We start from the raw sequence: 21,192 nt of genomic DNA on the forward strand, positions 1-21,192 counted from the left end.
TGCGCTTTGTTCGTTTATGCGGCCCTTTTATTTAAAACGCAAGGGCGGTGCAAACGCAATTAATTAATAATGATAGATTTGTAGTAGGTGTTTTTGTCTGAAGTAATTTCTAACATGTAAACACCTGGTTTAAGATTGCTCACATTGATTTCCGTTTTATTCGTTTCTTTTACCAAAGATCCTACTGCATTGTAAAATCTTGCTTTTTCTAACTTTTCCGAGTAATTAAGGTCAATATTTAAAAACCCATTTGAAGGCACAGGGTACACTAGAGCATTTTCAAGGGCTTGGTCTTCAAGTCCTAAAACTAAATTAACTCCAGATTTCTCAATTGTGAAATAGTCGTCAATAGCTCCATTCTCTCTAATAAATTTTACCGTTAACTTTTGACCTCCTACAATATTTTCAATCTCCATTACACAAGACCCTAGTCTGTTTAATGAAGCATACATCGCAGGGTGGTTTAGAGAGCCTCCACTAATTTTGCCTGCAGATCCAGTAGTTATATAAACGGCGCCATCTGCATCTGTAACGTCTTTTGAATAAGCCCCATCCGCTGTGTCTGCTTTACCCGATAAATCGCCATTAACTCCAACAGTATGAGAAACAGAATTGAACGTATTTGATTTACCATAATGCCCATTTAGAAAATACGAACGTTCATAAGAATGTGAATGACCATTTAACACCAAATCTACACCTCCCGCCTCTAATCTTGGTAAAAAATTAGCACGAACATCCTCTAAATCTCCTTCAGCATCAGAATCATGAGAGCCTTTAGTATATGATGGGTGATGATATAAGGCTACTATCCAGTCTTGAGTAGTAGAGGCAATATCATTTTCTAACCACGTAAGTTGGGCAGCATTATTTTCTTTATGGTACGATTCTAAAACTATAAAATGAATGTTTGCATAATCAAAAGAATAATAGGCCTCTGTACCAGAAGCAACGCCACCAACTTCAGCTGCCGTTGGAAATGTAAACATACTATAATATGGACCAGTTTGTAGGCCATTAGAATTATCTCCTGAGCTATATCCATCGTGATTTCCCAGCGTTGACCATGCAACTGATTTGGATAACATTTTATCGTATACATCATAAAATGCCGCTTGATACTCAGAATCGGTTCCGCTGTTGTAAGCATTATCTCCCAAAAACAACATCATATCTGTTTGATTGGGATTATTAACGGCACTCTGAGCATAGTTGTAATAAGCGTCTCTCACATCTCGTTGATTTTGATTTGCAGTTCCCGCATCACCCAATATCCAAGCTCTTACAAATTGGGTTGTACCTACTAAAGGTGCAGTTAGGTAAAACATATCTATATTCTGAGTAACATATACTCCCCCAGCATCCTCAATTTCATAATAATACTTTGTATTAGGAGTTAACCCGATCAATTCTATTTCATGATCTGTGCTTAATGCGGTATTAGAAACACTATGGTTTAGGGCTCCTAATGTGGTTCCATAATTCACTTTGGTATCGGTTGGAGTTTCAGTTCTCCATCTAATAACAACACTATTTGATGTACCCATCTGTAAGTACGGACCTCTTACAGTAGAATTATTATTTGGCGCACTAGATGCAGATAGTCTAAAATTAAAACTTATATCTGAGCTTGAACTACTTCTTTGATGTACCTCAACAGCAACAATATTCGTTCCTGTTACTAATAAATTAGAAACATTTGTTTGAATCCAACTATTCTCTGATGAACCAGAAATTGTAGCATTTGCATAAGTATCATAGCTTATAGGGCCACTTGGCATGTTGTTTCTCCATACTTCATTTCCATTCAAATAGACAACCATTCCATCGTCTCTTATGGCTTCTAAGTTTAAACTTGAAAACGAAGTGTGGTTTGAAACATTAAATGATTTTCTAAAATATACTGTTTCTGCCCTATTATCAACGGAAGTTGTTTCATCTCCATCACCGTAACCTAATTCTGCATTACCTGAACTCCAACTACTATCATTAAACCCAATTTCTGTCCAATTATAACCTCCATTACTTGGTGGAGTATTTCCATCATCATAATAATTCCAAACATCACCTGCAAACAGGAATTGTTGAGAAGAATATCCATCTCCTTTTACGGTAAAAGTAAATGGATTTTCATCTGAATCATTATTAATAATTGTAATTTCTGAAGAACTTTGTCCAATTTCAACAGGAGAAAAGGTTATCTCAAACGTCGTTACGTTATTGGGTTCTAATGAAGCAATAGGTATCTGGGAAATAACAAAATCACTATTAGAACTTGATACTGTACCTATTAATAAATCCGTTGCACCGGTATTTACTATCCTATACGTTTTGGAGGTTGAAGTAAAAACATCTGTCCCTCCAAAATCTGTACTATTTATTAAGCTAGGGCTATTAGCGCTTTCATTGGTGATACTTGTAGCATAAGCATCTTGAATGATTATTTCTGCATTTGATACAATTCCTTCTCCATGGATTGAATAATTAAACGATGATTCATCGGTGTCATCTGAATTAATAATAACATTCGCAGTGTTTATTACTCCATTTATTGCTGGTGTGTATGAAATAGAAAAGGTTGTTGATTCCCCTCCATCTAAACTTGATTTATTGGGCAATGTACTCATTTGAAATTCTGCATCACCCGTTACTGAAATGCCCGATAAATTCAATGTTTGGGAACCTATGTTTTGAATCGTATATGTTTTAATCGCTGATTGACCAATACTCACTACATCAAAATCTGTATCATCTAGCAAACTTGGTGTATTGTCGTTATTTTCAATATCTACATTGTTCCCTAAAACCTCTATTTCTTGCGGACCTATTGCATAACTGATATGCAATTCTAAGGTATTCGCTGCACTTTTTTCAGCAGTTCTTTTATTTAAAGAGTTCGATTCGTCTTCAAACACAAATGCCATTGCGTTGTTAACGCTCCAACCACCTCTATTAACCAATTCCTGAACGATACTTCTTATATTTCCCGTTCTCTGATCTAAACCTACATCCCCAACGTTATTCCAATCGTTGGGTGTCCAGTTTACTGAAGCGGCTGTGGCACTAGAAATAGTGCCATCAATCCTGTTCGAAATATTGTAATTGTCAGTATTAAATTGTGTAGCATTATCCACATCAATACCAAAAATTCTAATTGTTACAGCTCCGGTTGATACTTCATCTACTTGAAACTGTATAAAAGCCTCTGTAATAACAGCGTCCTTTGGTACATTCACATTTTGAAAGCGCACTCCAACTAATTGTGAACCTCCATCGTAACAAAACTCTAAATCAGAACTATTGGCAACTACATTTCCTGTGCTTTTATCTTGTTCTACTGTATCATTGTCGTTATTAGAAATACCCGTAACCACAACTGTAGATTGCCCATTAATTTGATTTACAACAAAAACCAGAGCAAATAACAATTTTTTAAATGTCTTTAAAGCTTTCATGGATTTAAAGATTTTTCTAAATCAGAAATCTGATTTAAAAGATTAGTGATTGTTTTAGTTTGTTTAAATTTAGTTGGGAGGATTTGTATAGATAGCTTTGATTGCTGTAACGCTATTATTGCCTCTTGAGAATTGTTTATTGAGGCGAGAAATTGAGCTTTCTTAAAATACCAAATTTCTTTACGTTTTTGAGTCAGAATAAATTCATTATAAGAATCTATTACCAAATCAGATTTTCCTGAGGCGATTAAAAAATCAATTCTACGAGCTTTTAGGACTAGGCTATTTCCATTTAATCTTTTTAGTGCTGTTTCTATGATACTTATACACTCATCATAATTTGAGCTATTCTGTTCTAAAACAATATCACAAAACTCTAAAATGTCTTCAGGTAGCACATCACAAGAATATAACAATACTTTATAATATGCTGCTTTTGACCTTTTATACTTATTCATGGCTGCTAAAATCTGCGCCTCCAATTTGTAGATGGGAATATCGTTTGGCGCTATTTTCTTATAAGTTAAAACAGCCTTAAGTGCTAAGTTATATTCATCTAAAAGTTTGTAAGTTTCTCCAATTCTAAAGTAAAGTTTCTTATCAAAAAGCCCCAATGCTTCTGACTTTAAATAATCGTTAATCGCCTTTTTATAATCTTCGTGTTGTTCGTGTAAAAAACCTCGTTCAAAATAAAGAAGTGCATCTTGTGGGTTTTTATTAATCTGTTTAGTTTTCTCATTAATACGAGCCGTAAGTTCTCCATGGGCAAATGAGAGATTTGCAAGAATACAGCATATGATAGTGCTTATTACAATTTTGGGGTTAATTGTAATCAAAACATAATTCGTTTTAGGGTTAAAATAAAGTAGATTAACTATTCTTATCAAAGTCAAACATACAAAAATTAAGCTGTTTTTGTTGTTTATTTATAAAAAATTGCTTTCTATATATGATTTCGTACGTTTTAACTAGACTATAAACGAGTCTTTCATTCAAGAGAATTTAATAAAACTGATTTATAAAATTTACTCTAATTAATGAATATAGAAAAACTGTAGTTTCGACCTATTCCGCTAATTGCAGATGCAAACTCCTTATAGTGGTTGTCAAAAATATTGTCTGCATTTATTTGCAAAGCAATGTTTTTTCTAATCTTGTATTTTGCGTATAAGTTAAATGTGTTCCAGCTTGGTGTGCCAACAAAATTGCCGTTACTATCTGTTGGGGATTGATCAACATTATCTATACCCTCGATTAAATTAAAATCTTCAATGTCTTTCTCCCCATTAACTATGAAAAAAATGCCGCCTTCAAATTTATTCTTACTATAATTTATCTCTATGTTTCCAAATATTGGAGGGATTGAAGATAGCGGTTCATTTGTGTCGTAGCCTCTTCCTTTTGTATATGTCACACTCCCTTTTGCGCGCCAATTCTTTAAAAACCTACCATCCATTTTCAATGAGACTCCCGTTATATATGCGTTGCCATGATTCAGATTTGCAACTGTTTCAACTTCCTCGCCATCATAAATAATAGTGGGCGACCCATTCACCCAATAAGGGGCTCTTGCGATATAATTGTTTAATAATGTATAAAACAAATTGCCTCCTAAATACCAATTCTTTTCATTAAAATATTTGATTACTCCTAACTCTGCGTTATAGGCATATTCTGGTTTTAAATGAATATTTGGCACTGTAACAAAACCTCCTTTTTCTCTAATCTTTCCAATATCGTCAATATTAGGAGATCTAAAGCCGGAAGATAATACAGTGTTTATTTGCCAATTTAAGGTTGGCTTGTAGACATACCCAATAGTTGCGGTTAAAGCTGAGTTGTTTACATGAATATTATCATCTGGCAAAGTAATAAAGGATTCGTCTATCCATTTTGCATTTAAATTGGTGTTTGTAAAACGAATACCTGTATTTAAAGTGGCTTTTTGACTTATGTCTTGACGATAACTTGTGTAAACCGCCGCGCTTGTATAATTACTTCCACCATCTGGGTATCTTGTTTGCACATTAAAGCTGCCTGAATAACCTAAAACATCGTTTCCGTCTACGAACAGAGTATTTCCCTCTGCACGCGAAAAAACATTGTTATGTGCAACTTCAAACCCATAAGATAAGTTCCTGTTGCTTCGTTTAGATAACGGCACACTAAAATCTCCATTCACACTGTAAACATCAACATGCTCATATCTAAATGTTTTATCTAGGCTATTGAATTTTCTGTTTATTCTAGATTCATTAATTTTTTGATACGCACCCGTAATTGTTCCTTTTTGCAGCCATTTTTTATTTGGTGCAAATTGATATTGCCCACTAGCAAGCAACCTTTTTTGAGGGCCATAATACCACTCAGCAAATTTTAACTCACCATCACTATATTCTGTAAGGCGATCAAATCTTGGAATAATTGATGAGTTTGAATGTTGAAAATTTAACGATAAGTCACTAGTTGGTGTTAACTCAAAATACAGTTTTTGTAAAAAATCATATTGCTCGTATCCTGTATTCTTTTGAATATTGGGATCTGAATTAACAACTGGGTTGGGATTGTAATATGTTTCTGTATTGTTGGAATATTGAAAAACTTTACCCCAATCATCATATCCGTGATTTCGATTTTTACCCATTTTACTATCGCCAAATTTTGAGTAAGTAAAACTTGTGAATGATGCCCATTTTTTAAATGAAATTTCAAAAGCGCCCTGATTCGTAAATTCATCATTTATAGTGCTATACCTACTCATATATGACGGTGTTGTTTTCGGTTCTTCAGAAAGCCGTGGAGTTTTGGTATAATAATGAATGACACCTCCAAGGGCATCAGAACCATAAATAACAGAGCTTGGACCAAAAACAACTTCAGTACGCTCTAATATAGAAGGAGCCACAGTAATACTGTTTTGAAGATGCCCTGAACGGTAAATCGCATTGTTCATTCTAACACCATCTACAACTAGAAGTACTCTATTTGCCTCCATACCCCTTAAAACAGGGCTACCACCACCAGCTTGCGATTTTTGAACACGAACACCTGGAAATCGTGCCAACAAATCTGCGCTTGATTGAGGAGCCAATTTTTGAATACTGTATTCACTATTGATCTCCACTTGCTTGGCAATACGACTTCTTGATTCTTTTTGTCTACCGACAGATAATACAACCTCGTCTAATGACTCTGCCTTTTTATACAATTGGATTTTGAAATTAGAATTAACAAGGTGTTTCTTTAGGATATCCAATTCTATATAGGTAGCATGCTGAAAAGTCAATATTTCAATGTCATTAAATATCGTTATGTCTGCAAGGCCTTGTTTATTAGTTACTACCATTTTCGTTTCTAGGTCATTATAAATGGTACAATCAGAAACAGGAAGTTGTGTGTCAAAATCAACAACCTTTACTTGTTGAGCATAACTTTTAGACAAACATGTTAGCAAGAAAATTAGCGTAAATACTCTGATCATCAATTAAATATTGATTTTAACACCTCTAAAGATTTCGGCTTCCTAAATCCAGTCAAATGTAATTCATAATATTGAATTAATATACTAAGTATTTCTTGCCTCATCTTTTGACTCATTTTAATACTTGAAATTGTATCAAAATTTGTGCCCAACAATCGATTAAAATATGAAAGTTGTTCTCCCTCTATTCCATATTTTAAAGATTTTTTAGGGGTGTAAGTAGCTTCTAATAAATTGAAATACTCATAGTTAAATTTATTTTGAATTGGATAAAAACCAAGGTATTTAGTCAACTGAATTAAAAACAATAAATGAAAGTTCGAAATATCGTCATGTGTATCTAACCATTGAAATGCAGTTGTAAGAAATTCAAACAAAAGTTTATTTGCTTCTTCCTCTTTCAAACAATTCGCTAAGACTTCTGCAAGAAAAAAAGAAATTGATTGCTTATAAACATTAAAATAAAGGTTTTGATATTGATAACTGAACTGGGTTTCTTTTATATGATTCAGTGTATTTGAAGGTTTGTAATTGTCTTCTATTATCAACTGATTTAATGGTTGATAATAAGCAATATTATTCTTCTTTCTTTTTGAAGCCCTTACACCTTTTAGCATGTAAGAAGACATGCCTCTCTCTTGAGTATAACATTTGACAATTAAACTAGACTCACCGTACTTAACTGTATTAATTACAATGGCTTTGGTAGTACTCGCCATAACCTAATTAACTATAGCAATCTTTGTAGACGATGTTTCTGAGCTATCTTCATTTGTGAGTAATACAATATATACTCCTGAAGCAACTTTTCTGCCAGCAAGATTTCTTTTATTCCAAACTACCTTGCCTCCCTGCAATTCTTGACCTTCCACTACGTTGGTTTCATAGACTAAATAACCTGCACTATCTAATATTTTTACATTCGTACCTAAAGGCAAGTGCTCGCCTTCACGGCCATCAATTGTAACCTCATCATGCTGTCTAAGTACAGGATTAGGGTAGGCATAAACTTCGCCTAATTCTTCACCATATGATGCTATATTCGAGTTATAGGCCACTATGCCTTTGTCTGTAGCAAAATAAACTACGCCGGTACTTTCATCAACTGATATTTTAACGATTGTGTTTGATGGTAGAGGAGAGTTTGTGGAATTAAAAATATTTAAAATTTCTCTTCCATTCGGAGTTGTCTGTACAATTCCTCCGCCATCGGTACCAAACCATTTATTATCTGCTCCATCTATCGCAATTGAATTTACCGGTTGGTCACCAAGTAATTTTTTTGGAATACCATCATCCAAGATAATAATTGGCTCAGCATCGTAAATTTCAGCATCAAAAACACCTCCTGCATTGTAGTAAACAACCAACCCTGCTTGAGTACCTAACCAAATTCGATTGGCGTTATCTGCAGCTACAGTTCTTACATTTAAATTAGGTAAAGAGCCTTTTGTTGCCTCTGTTGTTAAAGATCTTTTTCTGTCTCCATTTTCATTATAAATTAAAACACCGTTTCTTCTTGTACCAATCCATTTAGAGTTTGATTTATCAATGACTAATTCATTTAATCCTCTAGCAGAATTAACTAATAGTTCGCTTAAATTATAACTTGTCCATTGTCCAGATGGACTATATTTTTTTAGCATATTGTCAACCCATGCATTTGCAACCCACAAATTACCATCCCTGTCAAAATTAGATCCGTTTATTCTAACTGTAACATAATTTGGATTGTCCGGAAAAATTTCTTCTAAACCACTATTACTTTGATTCCAATATATAATAGGATTATCATTCTCAACAACCAATATTCCACCCGATTCATTAACTCTAGATCCAGCTCCTTGACTCCAAGAACTTAGATAGACTTTTTCAATATTTGTTGGGTCAAATGTAATGTGAACTAAATTCTTGGCAGGAAAATCAGGATTATAAGGTGTATTTACCCAAGTTTCTCCATTGAAATGACTAAACCCTAACCTATTATTAAGTGGTGTATAAGCATTATCGTAACCTCCATAAACTATCCATAAATGTTCATTTTTAGAATTAATTGAAAAAGCCTTGTTTGAATTAGGGCCATCAGGGTGAATCTCTAAAAAATTTTCTGAAGAATCAATTGTTGATGTTAAAATACCAAATTCTTGAGTTCCCAAATAAAATTGATTATTCTCTGAAAAAACAGTATTCAATTTAAAATAATAATCAGAGCTAGAATTTGATATAATTTCTGCAATCAATTGAATTTGATCATCATAAATATAGGCTCTTCTTTCAACAGCAATAGATAAATTAGTTGAGGAAGAATTAATATCGAAAATATTCGATGCTAATCTTTGAATTCTATTGAGATTAGAACCTGGATTAAATTCATAAAAATCTCTTCCAGATGCAACATAAAGCTGATTATTAAAATTAACCAAGCAAGAAAAGTTGTTGGTGAAATAACTATTCCAATTATTAAAATCTATTAAGTTTGAATTTGATAAATCTCCTTCGTATATACCTCTTTCGGTAGCTGCATATAGTTTGCCCTCTTGTATCGCCAATTGATTTACGATAAGTTCTGAAGATTGATCTCCTATAAAAAAAGTATCTCCAAATGTTAGATTTTCTATATCGTATTCAACGATAGCAAAGGCGGTTGCCAAATATAGAGTGTTATTATACTCAACTATATCGTTAACCGATTTTTCAGTAGATAATGGAAAATTGGTAATATCCGGAGAAATTGTTATTTCACCATTCTCATGAACAACTTCAATTAATCCGTTTTCATAACCGATTATTAATCTGCCCAATGATTCATTGTAGTGTAAACTTGTAGTATTCTCTCCAGACAAACCATTTACAGAAGAAAATTTTTCTGAAACTCCAGTAGTCTCATCATAAATAAAAACAGCATTATCTACAATTGCGTAAATTTTAGAATCTACTTTTACAAAATCTTTTACATTATTGTAAGAATAAAAATCAGACCAATTTTGAGAATAGTCAATTTGACCAAACAAATTGCTTGATAAACAAATAATTAAAAGAACGAAGTTCAATTTCGTTTTCATGTGTTTTTATTTTGGTCAAATATATTCAATATAACGCATCTTTGAAAAGTATTATTTTAGTAGAAAAATAAATTATGCCTCAAGAAATAGAACGTAAGTTTCTGGTGAAAAATAGTGCTTTTAAAAAAGAAAGTGTTAAAGTATATGCAATAAAACAAGGATTCTTAAACTCAAATAAAAATAGAGTTGTTAGAATTAGAGTTCAAAATGAGCAAGCTTTTATAACTGTTAAGGGATTGACCTCTGATGATGGAACTACACGCTATGAATGGGAAAGAAAAATTGATTTAGATGACGCCGAAACTCTTTTAACATTATGCGAGCCTACAATAATAAGTAAAACACGATTTATTGTTCCTGCTGGAAATCATATCTATGAAATAGACGTTTTTGAAAATGATAATGAAGGATTAATAATTGCTGAGATTGAATTGAATACTACAGAAGAAAAATTTGTTAAACCTAATTGGTTGGGCGAGGAAGTGACTGGTCAAACTAAATATTATAATTCTAGTCTAAGTCGACATCCATTTAAAAAATGGAAATAAAAAACTCGAACGTAATTTTCATACTGTTCGAGTTATAAATAAATCAACCCCAAAGACTCATTTACAAAACAAATATACATTTATTACCTATCATGATGCATATAAATATAAATTTAGAGGCAAAAAAACAATAAACGGTAAGAAATAGGTAATAAACGGGGTTTGTTTGGGTCTAACTAACTCTTTCCAAGTTTTCAGAGACCTCCAAAAACCTCCATATCAGACCTTTACGGTAATAAATAGCGTGTTTTTTTTTATTTGACTTGTCGAATCTATTTACAAAAGTCCTATAAAATTTTATGCTCTCAAGACTCTGAGAAAACGTACCTGTACCAATAAATTTTATTGATTTCGGCTCTTCGTTTATGTCTCTTAAAACATCTTTGTCTGAGGGGATAATAAAAGTAGTCAATGCCATAATTCAGCTTCAATTTTATTATCAATAATCTATTTAGGGGCTTTCAAATTTGAAAGAAAGTTAAAACAAAATAATATTCAAATTAACGACAATTAATTGTGGTCAAATAAAAATTTGCGAACTGTTGTTTTTAACCAATAAATGGTTTTTTAATTATCTAATTCGTATGGGAAGGTGATTCTTACTTTAGTTCCGGTGGCAGTTTGTGTTGATATGTCTTTTACCTCAATATCTACATTTGATTTTTTATACAATAGTTGAATTCTGTTTTCTGTGGCTTTTGTGCCAAAAAACTTACGTCTATCAATTTTCTTGTGCGCTTGTTTTCTAGCAGTATCTATTCCAATACCATTATCTACAATTTCGCAAATAATTTTTTCATTATCTTTTTTAATGGTTAAAGATATTTGTTTATTACCTTCAACATGAGTTAGACCGTGCCAAATAGAATTTTCAATAAAAGGTTGCAGAAACAATGGGGGTACTTTAATACGGTCCAATTGAATGCTTTTATCTATATTAACAATATACTTAAACCCTCCATTAATTCGCATTTGTTCGAGCTTTACATATAAAGACAAAATCCCTAATTCCTCTGAAAAAGGTACTGTTAAACTTGTCGAACTTTTTAAAATGACGCGAATTAATCGAGAAAATTTTGTGATATAATCAGATGCCTTCTCCACCTCGCTTTTTAATACAAAATTGTTAATCGAATTTAAAGAATTAAATAAAAAGTGAGGGTTCATTTGACTTTGAAGCGCTGTCATTTTTAATTCTTCTAGTTCTTTGTATTTAAATGCTAGTTTAACTTCAGCACTTTTGTTTTGCATCTCAACTCTCTTAACGCTCATTCCGATTATAAAAGCAAAAATAAAAGCTTGAATTAAAGCGCCAATATACATAAACAGTGACGGAGCTACACCCAATTTAAAGAATATGTCTAAACCTATATAAAAGCTAAGTAGCGTAAAACTTACAAGGATGATGTAAATAAGGGTTCCTACACAAAAATACTTAGCAGATTGTAATTTGGTTTGCAGCATTACGATGGAGACAACTGCAACATAAATTAAAATTACTGGCCCTAAAAACTTAATCATTGACAACTGGAATTCAGAGCCCATAGTAAGTTGAATCAATGCCATCATAACTCCCATGCCTAATAAGGCTATTGCTCCAATTTCAAGAATCTTATCCCATTTAGGAAGTCTTGTTTTGGTTTCTAATACGACTCTCGTAAATAAGCAAAACATGGAAGTTGACAAAAAACAAAGAGGTATAGTTACAACACCAAAAAGAATCTCATAAACTTGAATTGGTAACCTTTGAGACGCAAATAGACCAAAAAAAGAGAGTAAATATAAACAATAATACAAATAGAGTCTCTTGCCATTCTGAAAATAAAGTATCAAATGATAAATCGACAGAATAAAAAATCCTCCTCTTACCCATGCAAATATTTCGGAGTTTAAATCAGTAAACATAATCAGAAAAAGTTAGTCTAAATATAACTTTTTGAAAAGTTCAGCTTTTTTATTTCTACTAATTGCAGCCGTATAACCATTACTCATAATCAACTCTCCTCCGAGTCCTTTTAAATATTCCTTTACGTGCTTCAGATTAATTAAATATGAATTATGCACTCTAAAGAATTGTGGAAACTGAAACTTCTTCTCAACCTCTTTTAATGTTTTAGAAACAACTATTTGCTGCTCATTGGTTAAAAACAAGGTCGTATAGCTTTTATCAGATTTAAGCATTACCACATCGTCTTTGTCTAGCAAATAAACTTTACCGTCTGCTGAAATATTAATTTTATCATTTTGGGTTTGATCTATTGAGCCTAAAAGCATCTGAAGTTTGTCCTCTAACAAATCACCTTTACGTTGATCTTTTACTTTATCAAGAGCCTCCATAAGTTCATCTTTATCAACAGGTTTTAGTAAATAGTCAATAGCCGAAACCTTAATTGCTTTTAAAGCAAACTCATCATGTGCTGTTGTAAAAATAAGATTGAATTTTTTGTACGACAGGTTTTCTAGCAATGTAAATCCATCCATTTCAGGCATTTGTATATCTAAAAACACAACATCTGGTTCTAAATTATTGATAATATCTATGGATTCTAGTGGAGAATTACAGAGTGTAACCTCAACATCATCAATATATCTATTAAGTTTCCATTCTAGTGCTTCTAAGGCATCGTTTTCATCATCTACGATTACAATTTTTAACATGGTCGGTTGGTTTCTTTTTCTAATCCTATGTTACGCAATATACACTATTTACAATCATTTGCAAAAAATGGCTTGTCTTTATTTGACTAAATCAAATCGTTGTGAAACCTTATTTCCATTACTATCTGAAACTGTAATTTTATGCTCACCAATCGACGCATATAGTTCTTTTTGATGAATTGTCTTTGTCGTTCCAATATACAAATCATCCAAATACCAGTACAAGGTGGATTGATTATTTATATGAACTACTTCTGATACAAAACCATAAACTTTTTCATCAAAATTTTTAGGTACTGCAATTGTACTTTTTGACCTCGGATAGATAAACTCCATCTGCTTCGATTCTTCAAAACCGCAGTCCGCTCTTTTTGGAGGTAGTTTTTGGTAATCAGGATGGCTCTTTTTGTAATAATATGCTTGTAAAGGAGAAATAGTAAGCCATGATTTCACAGTAATATTTTCTAATTTTTCACAAGTAGTATTTACTTGATATTTATTGTTTTTATCAAGGTTAACTAATTTATGATATTTACAAGGCTCAGTGCTTAACCCTGCGTGTTGAATGTGTTTTTTTTGTGTTTGCTCGCACCAATTACCAGCTCTCATACCTGTTGTAATACAAATGTCAACCTCGTCTAATTCGTCAAAAGGCTGAGTAAACCAATTGCTTGAAGGCAACTCATTAAAAACATCAAACATAATTGGAGCCGCTGTTCGAATTCCTGTTAATCCCGGTCTACCTTCTCCGTCTGCATTACCAACCCAAACACCCACTACATAATCCTTGGTTACCCCAATGGACCAAGCGTCTCTAAAACCATGACTGGTTCCTGTTTTCCATGCTACTTTTTTTGTCGAATTAAAAAGTTCCCATCGACCTTCTCCTTCTGGCCTCTTTAAACCTTTTAAAGCTTCTAAGGTTAAATAACTAGATCCAGCATCAAAAACTTGTCTTTCTTCTAAAATAGGTCCAAAATCTATATTTTCATTACCAATAATAGTTGGCTCTGCAAAAGAATTTGAAACATATTTCCCTGAAGATTGATCATAAAAATTAACCGTGCCAGCTAAAGCTGCATATGCCTTACATAAATCCCATAAAGTAGATTCTGCACCTCCTAAAATTATAGAAAGTCCGTAGTGATTGGAGCCTTTGTTTATACTATTTTGTTCAGTCTTTTGTAAATAATCATAAAATCGCTCTAATCCTACTTCCTGTAATAGTCTTACCGCAGGAACATTTAATGATCTTGACAAGGCTTCATTTGCCTTAACTAAGCCATCATAATTATTGTCAAAATTTATTGGTTTATACCTTCCTATTTGAGTCGGCACGTCCTCTATAAAAGCTTCAGGAGTAATTACGCCTGCATCTAGAGCAGCTGCATATAAAAAAGGTTTTAAAATGCTGCCTGTACTTCTTGGTTTGTCTATAATATCTACCATATTTTGATGTGTAAAATCTGTAGGAGTATTGCCAACATAACTTAAAACTTTTCTAGTTTTTACATCAATCACAAGCACTGCAGCGTTGTATATTTCATTTTGCTTTAATTCCGAATAATGTCTTGTTACAATATCGTTTGTTTTTTGTTGAAGCTCTTCATCAATGCTTGTTTGAATTCGTTCTCCTTTAAATGAATTAGCAATTCGTTGCAACAAATGTTGACTGCCATTTGGGAGTGGAAAAGGTTTTTGAGGAAGTGTTTCTGCAACGGATAATTGAAGTGTTAAATGATCAATTATCTCTTCTTGAAATAGTTTCTTTAACAACCTGTTTCTCTTGGCTAAAAGCTCCCCTTGATTTTTGCCTGGATAAATCAACCCTGGAGCATTGGGCAATACTGCCAAGGTAGCACTTTCTGCCCAAGAAAGGTTGTGGCTAGCTCTACCAAAATAGCGCCAAGAAGCAGCTTCCAGCCCCACAATATTGCCTCCAAAAGGAGCGTTAGAAGTATATAATCTCAAGATTTCTTGTTTAGACGAACGTAGCTCTAATCTCGTAGCTAAGATCAACTCTTTTAGTTTCTCAAAATAACTGCGATTATGATTTTTTCGAGATAAACGAATTACTTGCTGTGTTAAAGTGCTCCCTCCTCTAACAACTTTACCCGCTTTTACATTTTGCCTAAAAGCATGATAAATAGAAATTGGATTGAATCCTGGGTGCTTATAAAAATGTGCATCTTCAAACTGAATAATGCATTGTTCAAATTTGTACGGAACACTCTCTATATCCGGAAATCTCCATTGTCCATCATCGGCTATTCTTGCCCCAAGCAATGCACTATTATTGCTTTCAATGACTGTTGATTTTGGGGTATCGAATAAGCTGTTTGGTAAACTAAAATAATACCATAAAACACCAGCTAAAAGCAGTAAGTAGCGCCATCGCCTTTTAATTATATGAGTTTTAAAAGCACTCATTTACTTAACAACTTCAATCCATTGACCTTTATTTCTAGCAAATACTTTATTGTTGTACATCGCTTCTCCTTGGGCACCATATAAATAATACTTTCCTAGATATGAGGCGTTTAATCGAACTTCAAAAGTACGTTGTTCATTAGGTTTTAAATCAAAATAAAAATTGGTTCGATCGTCTCGAATATCTAAGTAATCTGCATTAGTTGTAGAGCTCCTGTCTTCTGAAAACCTTGTGTTTATAATCTCCCAACCCGACGGTAAAATTTGAGTAAGGGCTACATCGCTAACTGAGTAGTTATTTGAGTTTGTAACAATTATTTTAGCAATAAATTCTGTACCCTGAGTAATTTTAGAAATCTCTAATCTATTTCCATTAAGATGACTGTATATAACCTCTAAACCAAGATTTCTATTAACTGCATTGTCCGTTCCAACGGGGTATTTTCCAGACATAACAATACGAGCATAGAATTTATTTGAGCCTTTATTGATAACATCTAAGGTGTTGGCCCCTTGTTTAATATTTAGTGTCTCTATAGCAATAGATTTTTCCGTATTTACGTTCGCATTCTCGCCGTTTAAAACAAATTGAGCATCAATACCGTTCCCTCCATTTTCACTCACCATTTTAGATAAAGCAATTAAGCAATAAGCAGTGGATTGCGTACTTAACCAGCGATCAGTAGATAAAATTTCAGCGATGGTTTCAGCCTCTTCCATTTGATTATTACTTCCTAGCAGTACCAAAGTTTCTAAAGCCAAGGCTCTATTTCTTAATGATGACCCATAGGTGTATCTATTTGATTTGTTGTTTTCAAATTGCAATTCAGCACTGTTCATCAAGTTCGTAGCAGCCTCTTTTTGGCCAGCTAAAATATATGCAGCTGCCAATCTCCATTTTGCATCATTACTTAACTTAGAATATTCTCTTAATCTGTTCATGGCTCCCAACTCTGGATGGCCAGCAAGCGCCAGGGTGTATAACCTATATGCCTGAATTAAATCTGAAGAATTATAGGAATCACTCCAATTTAAAGCAGCTTGTTTTTGATATTGCAACCAATTCGTTAGAAACATTAAAGGCAATTGATATCCTTTTTGTGAAGCTTCAATCATAAAGTGACCTGCATAGTTGGTTCCCCATTCGTTTACAGAAGAGCCACCAATCCAATAACTCATACCTCCATTTATCAACTGAAACTTGTGTAATCTCTTTATAGCTTTCTCAATATTTCTTTCGATTTCAGCTTTTTGATTGGGGTTTAATTGAACAACATCATTTAAAAATAATTGTGGAAACGCACTCGAAGTAGTTTGTTCAACACAACCATGAGGATATCGAATTAAATAATTTAATCTCTTAGAAATGTTCATTGGTGGCAACGTAGATAATTCTATCTGAGCCAAATTTGTTCCATGAACGCCAAAAGTCGAAAACGGAATTTCTTGAGACGTTTCTCCATCTAAAGAAACTGCAACTAATTTAGAAACAATAGGATTTGGATTTAAAACATTCAATTCAATTTCATGTTTGGCCTTTTCACCATTTCCACTTGCGTTTATTTCTATGTTTGCTATGCCTAATTCATCCGTTACCTCAACTTCAAAATACACCATTCTTTCATCAGGATTTTCAAATGAAACCTTCTTGTTGGCCGCATCAATTATTTTAAATCCTTGTGAAGGTTTTAGGCTTACAGTTACATTTTTAACATGGTCGCTCATCGCAAAAACAGTTACGGGAATTGTAACTTTTTCTCCAGGAGATAATTTTCTAGGTAACGAACTAAGTAACATTAAAGGCTTCTTAACCTTGGTTGTTTCTTCTGCACTTCCAAAAGCCTTTTTACCATCTCCCGCCACAACCATCGTTCGAACAGAACCTATATAATTTGGAAGTGTTATAGAATGTGGTTTAGTTTCATTTGGACCTAAATTAAACGGCCCTAAATATTTAACTACGGGTTTAAACCTATTTGCTTTTTTGGCTCCTTGAATTTCTAAAGAACCGTCACCTCCTATTGCAAATGCCCTTTTCAAATTTCCACTAAAAGCACCTATAACCTCATCGTACATATCCCAAGTTTTAACTCCTAAAGCTTCTTTGCTATAAAACGAATTCCAAGGGTCTGGGGTTTTAAATCTCGTCAGGTCTAATAGGCCTTCATCAACAACGGCTATGGTGTACGTCATTGGTTTTCCAGATGCCTCTTTTACCTTCATGGTATATGTTTTTTCAGGTTGTAATTCCGTCGGCATTTCTATTTCTGGAGTCAGTTTGGTTTTTTCATCAACAACCATTAGCGGAATGATACCGTAAAGTCTAATTGGTAAATCGTTTTCTGTGGTCTCATGTGGTTGCAATAGTGAAATGTTTACATACACATTTGGAGTCATTTCTGCAGTAATTGGAATCTTAACTGTAGATTGCCCTTTCTGAGTTTTTACCCATTGCTGCTGTATAACTTTCGAGCCATTTTCAATACTCACCAAAGCTCTCCCTTCTGATCCTGAAGGAAATGAAATTATTGCTTCATCTCCTACCTTGTAGGATTCTTTATCTGCATTAAACAACAAAACCGTTGCAGCGCTATTATCATCCGATGAAGGCGTGTCCCACCAACGCTCATAAAAGTATGCTGTACTTCCTGTAGCATGGCCGCTCTCAGGGTCTAATACTCTAATCAGATATCGTCCTCCTTCATCATCAGGAACAGATACGTTAAATTTTGCTTTTCCTTTTGAATTTGTGGTGATTGTTTTTTCGAAAACGGGTAAATGATATTGACTTCCAACATATGAAGCTAAATCATCATAAGATGAACTCCACCACCATCTCCAATTGATTTTATAAACTTTTACTTCTAACTTTTTCTTTGCATTTGGCTTTCCGTTAGTATCTATACTTACTATTTCAAAATTTACATTCTCATCTGTATTATACGCATTGTATTGTTCTGGTTCAGGCATCTTAATACCAACAAAATCTTTATATGGAGCGTATAATTTTGAGAAAACATCAATCGAAAAATCTCCTCCTTGTTCGTAAGCCTTTGTGGTAAAAATAGCACGTAACAAACCCGGTGCTTGCTGACCAATTGAAAGTTTACTTGTAATGCTGGCTTTACCAGTATTAGAAACCTTTTCATTAAAAATTTCAACCTCTTCTGAGTCAAAAGATTTAATTGGGTCATTAAATATAAAGTTTGAATATCCCTTGAAACTAGCATTTGTTGTGACTAATTTAGCTTGGACCGCTGTACGTAAATTTTTTGCTGGTGCACCATGTAGCCATGCCACTTCAAGACTTCCATTAAGCGCCTCATCAACAACTAAATACTCTTCTTTAAAATCTAATTTTATTTTTAGTCTATTCGGTTTAACCGTTTCAACTTTTAAGTTTTTAGAAAAAGATAAGCCTCCTAATGATACGCTCGCATTCCAGTTTCCTGTAGGTGCTTCAGAAGACGTTGGTATTGAAAATCTAGAAAAACCAAAATCTCCTTTTTCTTTGGTGTTTGAGTATACTTGCTGCCCTCTGGCATCTGATACACTTAACGTCAGTGGGTGTTCTGAAGGGATTGGGTTGTCAAAATCATTAATTATCACAGATAAATGAATACTGTCTCCAGGTCTCCAAACGCCTCGTTCTCCATAGATAAATCCTTTTATTCCTTTTTGTATTTTCTTTCCATTAACTTCAAAAGTGCTTACAGATAAACTATTGCCGTCTTCAACTTTTAAATAGGTGATTTGATTGTTTTTAGTGGCAATGGCAAAAGCAGCTTTTGAATTTAATTTAATCTTTGCTAAACCATCATTACTAGTAGTTGTTTTGGCTATCTCCTGCTGTTGAAAATTAAAAAGTCTAACTGTTGCATTAGCAATCGGATTTGTTGTAAGTAGATCGTTAACGGCAATGTGATACTCGTTATTTTCATTAGATTTTACAATTAACCCAATATTGGAACCTAGTATATTTGCCTTTATTTTTCTTTGATAATAATTGTAGTAAGAATCTGTGCATGGATCATCTTTTTCGCTCCAATTATAATAGCTTCTATTATAGTTATATGACTCATTATTCCAATAAGAAATTTCTTCGTTCTCCAATTCAGCGTAATCTCCTTTATTAGTGAAGGTAGGTTCGAAATAATTCGAGATGTTCTCAAAGTTGAACGTTGTATCTGAGCCTTGGCAATTATACATTGAATACTCCTTTTTTGCACTCAATTCAATTCTATAGATTGCCCCTGGATCTGCAGAAATTAATTCTGAAACATCTAAAGCATACGTTTTCCAAGAGTCGTTTATCTCTAAATTATTTTTTGCTAATTGTACCGTTCTGGAGGCTACTACTCGCCCTACCCTATTTAAATTGTAATCATTTGAATTGCCTAACTCATATTCTTGCAAAAACTGTAGTACATTGTCTTCATAAATTTTAACTACATGAACATCAACCGCCGCTAAATTTACGGCTTGAAAATTAAAATGTAAATTAGAAGCATTCGGCAGTATTACCCCATTGCTTAATAATCTAATCTGCGGTTTAAGCTGTTCAAATAATATAGATTTTTGACTTGTTTTCTTAGTGACTATTCGCTCCATACTTTTAATTCCTTGATGCGCTGTAACAAGTCTTTCTCCTTCAATTCTAGAGGAAGGAAATACTTTTAATACATTGCCATCTACTACATAACTTAAAGAAGATTGGCTTTCAATTTGCACCAATCCTTCAAAATTCTGCTGTTTTAAAAGAGCGTTTGAAAAGCTTAATGCAACATATTGCTCAGGAGATTGTACTACGGATATTTCTAATAAATCAAATTTGTCTTTACCCATTACCAAGAGTTGCTGCTTCCCTTTTTTATTTACTTTAATCGGGGCGCCATCCCAAGCAAGTGTTAACATTTTGTCTTCTGGCTGTCTTTCGATACTATCTATTTTAAAAGAAAAGTTAGAAGGAGAAATTATATCCCATTTTATAATTGTTGCTTTGTTTAAATAAAATGCGGTTACAATTTGTTTTATTTCTTCAAGTTTAACAATATCTGCGGTTTGAATAATACCTGATACATACTGCCATTTATCATCGTAAGACTGAATACTACCTGTTTCAATTCTAAAATCTTGCTCTTTGGTTTTGACAATAAACTCATAAAATGAAAGCTCTTTAGGTATCTCTTTATACAGTTTATTAATTTCTAATCTAAACGAATAATCGGTATTTGACTTTAACTTAGTATTAGGTATAAAACGCAATTGCTGTTTATTTACAACCTTCAATTCTCCCTTTATTTTAGGGCTGACACTGTAATAGCTATTCGGCAAAATAGCTCCTGTTTCAAATTCCGTAATTGCTTGCTTTAAAGTGATGGAAATATCACCAGTAGTCGCAATTGGCCCTTTACTATGATGCAAGATATAGTCTTTGTAGGCATAAGGGTTAGACACTTCCGTTTGTTGCTTTTTCGGTGTACAGGTTACTAGGAATGCGCAGCAACACAACGCAAAAATCAGATTCGGATTTTTCATTGCAAAACAGGTTAAAGATT

The 21,192-nt window shown here is 33.5% G+C and carries 11 protein-coding genes; 2 read left to right on the plus strand and 9 right to left on the minus strand.

All coding sequences use genetic code 11. The features are described from left to right. Positions 1 to 59 precede the first annotated feature (59 nt). The 5 genes from ACYQ5R_RS04650 to porZ all read right to left on the minus strand — a co-directional run bounded on the left by ACYQ5R_RS04650 (position 60) and on the right by porZ (position 9,998). A complete protein-coding gene (locus ACYQ5R_RS04650; RefSeq protein ID WP_460189754.1) occupies positions 60 to 3,455 on the minus strand; it encodes a choice-of-anchor D domain-containing protein in 3,396 nt (1,131 codons plus the stop codon). After that, a complete protein-coding gene (locus ACYQ5R_RS04655; protein ID WP_460189755.1) occupies positions 3,452 to 4,291 on the minus strand; it encodes a tetratricopeptide repeat protein in 840 nt (279 codons plus the stop codon). Before ACYQ5R_RS04655 ends, ACYQ5R_RS04650 begins: the two co-directional genes overlap by 4 nt. Positions 4,292 to 4,485: 194 nt before the next feature. After that, the gene (locus tag ACYQ5R_RS04660) at positions 4,486 to 6,936 is read right to left on the minus strand and encodes a TonB-dependent receptor plug domain-containing protein (protein ID WP_460189756.1); all 2,451 of its coding nucleotides are present in this window, start codon (positions 6,934 to 6,936) and stop codon (positions 4,486 to 4,488) included. Further along, positions 6,936 to 7,655 carry a DNA repair protein RecO gene (gene recO / locus ACYQ5R_RS04665; protein WP_460189757.1) on the minus strand — a complete coding sequence of 240 codons (720 nt, stop codon included), beginning with the start codon at positions 7,653 to 7,655 and terminating at the stop codon, positions 6,936 to 6,938. Before recO ends, ACYQ5R_RS04660 begins: the two co-directional genes overlap by 1 nt. Before the next feature lie 3 nt (positions 7,656 to 7,658). After that, positions 7,659 to 9,998 (minus strand): type IX secretion system anionic LPS delivery protein PorZ, encoded by a 2,340-nt coding sequence (gene porZ, locus ACYQ5R_RS04670; protein WP_460189758.1) that lies wholly within the window; start codon positions 9,996 to 9,998, stop codon positions 7,659 to 7,661. A gap of 74 nt (positions 9,999 to 10,072) precedes the next feature. On the opposite strand from porZ, the gene ACYQ5R_RS04675 reads away from it, so the two are divergent. Beyond that, positions 10,073 to 10,546 carry a CYTH domain-containing protein gene (locus ACYQ5R_RS04675; RefSeq protein WP_460189759.1) on the plus strand — a complete coding sequence of 158 codons (474 nt, stop codon included), beginning with the start codon at positions 10,073 to 10,075 and terminating at the stop codon, positions 10,544 to 10,546. Between the two features lie 567 nt (positions 10,547 to 11,113). Here ACYQ5R_RS04675 and ACYQ5R_RS04680 read toward each other — a convergent pair. Together ACYQ5R_RS04680 and ACYQ5R_RS04685 are read right to left on the minus strand one after the other, a co-directional pair. Beyond that, positions 11,114 to 12,451, minus strand: coding sequence for a sensor histidine kinase (locus tag ACYQ5R_RS04680; protein WP_460189760.1), 1,338 nt, complete (start codon positions 12,449 to 12,451; stop codon positions 11,114 to 11,116). A 12-nt stretch (positions 12,452 to 12,463) separates the two neighbouring features. Next, positions 12,464 to 13,204, minus strand: a complete 741-nt coding sequence (locus tag ACYQ5R_RS04685; protein ID WP_460189761.1) for a LytR/AlgR family response regulator transcription factor — start codon at positions 13,202 to 13,204, stop codon at positions 12,464 to 12,466. On the opposite strand from ACYQ5R_RS04685, the gene ACYQ5R_RS04690 reads away from it, so the two are divergent. After that, entirely contained in the window at positions 13,086 to 13,379 is a 294-nt protein-coding gene (locus ACYQ5R_RS04690; RefSeq protein WP_460189762.1) for a hypothetical protein, read from the plus strand. The genes ACYQ5R_RS04685 and ACYQ5R_RS04690 overlap by 119 nt on opposite strands. Here ACYQ5R_RS04690 and pbpC read toward each other — a convergent pair. Both pbpC and ACYQ5R_RS04700 read right to left on the minus strand, forming a co-directional pair. Further along, positions 13,283 to 15,634 carry a penicillin-binding protein 1C gene (pbpC, locus tag ACYQ5R_RS04695; protein WP_460189763.1) on the minus strand — a complete coding sequence of 784 codons (2,352 nt, stop codon included), beginning with the start codon at positions 15,632 to 15,634 and terminating at the stop codon, positions 13,283 to 13,285. The genes ACYQ5R_RS04690 and pbpC overlap by 97 nt on opposite strands. Next, entirely contained in the window at positions 15,635 to 21,172 is a 5,538-nt protein-coding gene (locus tag ACYQ5R_RS04700) for an alpha-2-macroglobulin family protein (protein ID WP_460189764.1), read from the minus strand. It lies immediately after the preceding gene. Positions 21,173 to 21,192: the final 20 nt, after the last annotated feature.

Source organism: Urechidicola sp. KH5 (assembly GCF_054661455.1).